Here is a 5057-nt window from a genome sequence, read left to right on the forward strand (position 1 = left end):
CATCGGGCATAATTGTTTCCCATACCCCCGTTAAAACCCCTCTTTAGCGCCAAATCTTTACGGCAATTTTGTAACAATAGCCACAAACAATTATGCTCCTAAAACGCTTTAGTTTTATGCCGCATAAATTATTTATAGTTTCCAATCGTTTACCTATCACTATCGAACAAAATAACGGACAGTACACATGTCGTCAATCTTCAGGTGGCCTGGTCTCTGCAGTTAGTGCCTATTTAAACGGCGAAAGTGCCGGTGGTTTTTCACAGACAATATGGGCAGGCGTACCCACTTGTACCGAAAAAATATGGAATAACGTAATTCCGGGATGTGAGGAAGGCGATTATACCTACTCTCCCGTATTTGTCAAAGCACGAACCTATGAATCTTATTATAACGGCTTCGCAAATTCCCTGCTTTGGCCGTTATTCCATTACTTCCCCTCGTATGCAGATTATAGCGCCGGCCATTTTGACGACTATATGGCCGTGAATAAGCTTTTTGCTGATACCCTGCTCAAAGAAATGGAAAAAGACGATACCGTTTGGATACATGATTACCATTTGTTGCCCCTTGCAGAAATGCTTCGGCAGGCTATGCCGTCGCTTACTATCGGTCTTTTTTTACATACGCCCTTTCCATCGTATGAAATGTTTCGGATAGTACCCAAAAAATGGCAAAATGCGCTATTAACCGGTATGTTAGGCGCTGATTTGATCGGGTTTCATACTATAGACTATGCTTCGCATTTTCTTTTCTGTGCCGAAACCGTACTTAAAGCGGAACACGAAGGGTCAATGATTTCGTGGAAGGACAGACAGGTTAAAGTTGATGTGTTTCCTATCAGTATTGATTTTGACCGTTTTTATGAAGCTTACGATGAGTTAGATGTTGTTGAACGACGAGAAGAATACCAGGAGATAAAAGGCGATAAAAAGCTAATTTTTTCTGTTGACAGGCTGGACTATACCAAAGGGGTACTTAACCGTTTAAAAGGGTACAAAAGGTTCCTTACGCAAAGTCCAAACTTTAAGGGCCTCATCGTATTTGTATTGGTGGTTGTGCCGTCGCGGGACGGTATAAAAAAGTACGCTGAAAGGAAGCGGATAATTGATGAATACATAGGTGACATTAACAGTAGTTTAGGTAATATAAGCTGGCAGCCGGTAATTTACCAGTACGGACATTTAAACTTTTCGGAACTGGTAGCCTTATATACCAGTTGCGATCTGGCTTTAATTACTCCGCTTAGGGATGGGATGAATTTGGTGGCCAAGGAGTTTGTGGCCAGCCGTAAAGATCAAAAAGGAGTGTTGATATTAAGTGAAATGGCCGGTGCTGCCCGCGAGTTGAGTGCGGCTTTACTGATCAATCCCAACGATACAGATGAAATTGCCGATGCTATTAAAAAGGGACTCGAAATGCCCGAACAGGAACAAAAAGTGCGCCTTAATGCTATGCAGCAACGCATTAGAAAATATAATGTGGACGCCTGGGCAAATGATTTTTTTGGACAAATGAAACATGTGAAGGAGATACAACTTGATTTTGAAATTAAGTTTTTAGATGAGGGGTTAAAAGCAAGGCTCTTATCGGCTTATAATGCCGCAAACCGTAGACTCATTTTGCTTGACTATGATGGAACCCTTGTAGCGTTTAACGAGAACCCTATGCTTGCCGCACCGGAGGCGGAACTAATACAATTACTTACAAAAATTGCAGAAAATAGGCAAAATGACATTTATATTGTTAGCGGCCGGGACGGTAATACACTTGACGAATGGCTGGGTACTTTACCAATAGGCATGATAGCCGAACACGGATCAGTAACAAAACAAATAGGGGGGAGCTGGCTTTCTGAAAATGCGGGGGATATTTTGGATTGGAAGCCGAAAATAGAGAGTGTGATGAATGCTTATACCGAACGATGCCCGGGTACGTTTGTTGAACATAAGCGGTTTTCGCTGGCCTGGCATTACCGGACAGCAGGAGCATTAGACGGTTCATTACGAGCCAAGGAATTATATGAGGAACTTTTAAAAATAACCGCTTTGTTGGATCTTGATGTACTTAACGGAAATAAGGTAATTGAAGTACGAAACAAAGGAATTAACAAGGGTGTTGCTGTAAGTCAGCTTTTAAAGAAAAATGAATACGATTTCATCCTTTGTATTGGAGATGATAAGACCGACGAAGATATGTTTAAAAAATTGGCCAGAACCCCCGGTGCGTTTACCATAAAAGTGGGTAACGAGGCATCGTTTGCAAAATATAACCTGTTAAACCCCGATGCCGTTAAATCCTTGCTGCAAAGCCTGGATGGCGAGAACGCGGCAAAGCCGCAACCTAAAAAAAGCATGTAATGGAAAAGCATATCTATCAAACCGGTATCATCGGTAATTGCGCCTTTCTGGCTCATGTTAACAAAAATACCAATATCGACTGGTTATGCTGGCCTTTATTTGACAGCACCTTCATTTTTGGCCAAATGCTCGACAAGCAAAAAGGCGGCACGTTTTCTATCCTGCCCGAGGGTGAATACACTTCGCATCAATACTACCTTGAAAACACCAATGTGCTTATAACGGAAATTACCTGTAGTGATGGTAAATACAGGATAACAGATTTTGCACCCCGTTTTAGGGAATATGACCGGTATTATAAACCGCTAATGCTGATAAGGCAAGTGGAGGCAATAGAGGGGTCGCCGCGTATTTCGGTAAAATGCCAACCGGTTAGTGATTATGGTGCCAAGAAGCTTACCGTTAACAGAGGAAGTAATCATATTCAATTTTTAGGCGGCGAAGAAAATATCCGGCTCACAACCAATATACCGGTGAGCTATGTTTTTGACGAACAGCCTTTTGTATTAAACGAGGTAAAATATTTAGTAATGACCTACGGCGAACCTTTGGAAGCGCCGCTTATAACCACCGCACAAAGGTTTTTAACCGAGACCATCGCCTACTGGCGCACATGGATCAAACATTCATCCATTGCATCTTTCTATCAGCAGTTTGTTATACGTTCGGCCCTTGCGCTAAAAATACACCAGTTTGAAGATACCGGTGCCATTATAGCCGCCAGTACTACCAGTTTACCGGAATCGCCCGGGAGCGGCCGTAACTGGGACTACCGCTACTGCTGGCTGCGCGATACTTACTATGTAATAACAGCATTAAACCATATTGGCCATTTTGAGGAGATGGAAAAATATTTTAGTTACGTTACGGATATTTCTTTCTCTGATGAGTTAAGATACCAGCCACTCTACAGCATCACCGGCAAAAAAAATATTGATGAGGTGATTTTAGACGATCTGGACGGATACCTGGGTAATAAGCCCGTACGCATAGGTAATCAAGCCTCAGAGCATATACAAAACGATATATATGGTCAGGTACTGATATCGCTTTTGCCACTTTATACAGATCGCCGCTTTACCTACGATGAACGTAAGGATTCGGCAAGATGGATAACTTATTTATTGAATAAAATAGAACGTACCATTGACGAAAAAGACGCCGGAATATGGGAGTTTCGCAATTTTGCCAATATTCATTGCTACAGTAATTTATTCCAATGGGCAGGCGCGTGTGCGGCAGAAAAGATGGCCAAAACCATCAACGATGAGGTGCTTGAACAAAAGGCGGTATCCTTAAAAGAGCGAGCAGCCGCACACATTGAAAGCTGTTACGACCCGGTTAGAAAAGTTTACACAAATTCTGTCGGCAGCCAAAACCTGGATGCAAGTACGCTGCAACTCATTGTGATGAATTATCTCGATCCGGCGTCAGACAGGGCTAAGGATCATCTCATCGCACTTGAAAAGGAATTAAAAGGCAGCAACGGCTTATTTTACAGGTATTTGTACAAGGATGATTTTGGAAAGCCTAAAACAACTTTCCTGATCTGTGCATTTTGGTACGTAGAGGCACTTGCCGCGGTTGGCAGAATGGACGACGCTATTCGTGAGTTTGAAAGCCTTATCAAGTTTTCAAACCATTTGCAGCTATTTAGTGAAGACGTAGACGAGGTAGACGGCAGTCAGTGGGGAAATTTTCCGCAAGCATATAGCCACGTGGGGTTGATGAACGCGGCGTTTCGTATTGCAACAAAGCTGGACAGGCCAATATTTCTATAAAACATATATAAACTTATTTCATAACAAGACAGTGCAATTATGAAGAGTATAGCTTTGCGCATCATGATATAAAATTAACGAGTATTAATTACTAATGCATCAATGGCAACAGGGCCGCCACCGCGGTTAATAATACTAACGATATGTTTGCCGGGGGCAAGCTTATTGATATGATAAACTACCTGTTGACTCTGTCTGTCTGCTCCTGAAGAAAGGTCGACAACTTTGCCTGCTTTGCCGTCAATCAATACTTCAATTTTACCGCCCCCGGTTTGTTTAGGCGCTATAACCGATAAGCTTTTTCCGGTAAATTGAAACTTCCATATAGCACCGGGCGTATCGCTGATGGTAAGGTCGTTATTAAAGTCGCCCTTGTTTAAATTTGCCTGCCTGAACCATCCCTGTGCCATTATTACCCCGGGGTCATCATCATTTATCCATGTTTTATCTTGTGTGATACGCAGCACCCTGTACTGCGACGCAAGTATGGTATTATCTATACTGCTAAGCGCCTTTACAGCGGATGGGGGTGTTACGGTTAATCCTTGTTCGTTTTGTATAAATGGCAACGCAATAGCAGCACCATTACCCAGCAATTCAACCCTGGTTACTTTACCCAGCGTAGCACCGTTTGCAGCCAAAGCTTTTAAATTAATGGTTGCATCTTTCCATTTTATCAGCGTAGCATACAATTTGTTTTTGTTGCGGGTATAATAAACCGATGTATCTCCATAAACCTCAAACGGGCGCGAACCATAAATGGCTTCGCCGTTTACTTTGAGCCACTCACCAATATCTTTGGCAGTTTGTATAACTTCGGCATCCAGGTCGCCGCGGCCATGTTGTGTTAAATTAAGCAGCAACGTACCATTGCGGGAAACATTTTCCATCAAAATTTTAACTATAGCAGGTGCAT

The 5057-nt window shown here is 42.5% G+C and carries 3 protein-coding genes; 2 read left to right on the plus strand and 1 reads right to left on the minus strand.

The genetic code is table 11. The annotated features are described in order from the left end of the window. The first annotated feature begins 92 nt into the window (after positions 1-92). Positions 93-2360, plus strand: a complete 2268-nt coding sequence (locus ABI367_RS15775) for a bifunctional alpha,alpha-trehalose-phosphate synthase (UDP-forming)/trehalose-phosphatase (RefSeq protein ID WP_462232027.1) — start codon at positions 93-95, stop codon at positions 2358-2360. Beyond that, positions 2360-4141: a glycoside hydrolase family 15 protein gene (locus ABI367_RS15780; protein ID WP_462232029.1), complete on the plus strand. Its 1782-nt coding sequence runs from the start codon at positions 2360-2362 to the stop codon at positions 4139-4141. Before ABI367_RS15775 ends, ABI367_RS15780 begins: the two co-directional genes overlap by 1 nt. 74 nt (positions 4142-4215) lie before the next feature. On the opposite strand, the gene ABI367_RS15785 is transcribed toward ABI367_RS15780, so the two are convergent. Continuing rightward, positions 4216-5057: alpha-L-fucosidase (locus ABI367_RS15785; protein ID WP_462232031.1), on the minus strand; the 842-nt coding region annotated here is incomplete at its 5' end.

Source organism: Mucilaginibacter sp. (assembly GCF_039935595.1).
GTDB lineage: Bacteria > Bacteroidota > Bacteroidia > Sphingobacteriales > Sphingobacteriaceae > Mucilaginibacter.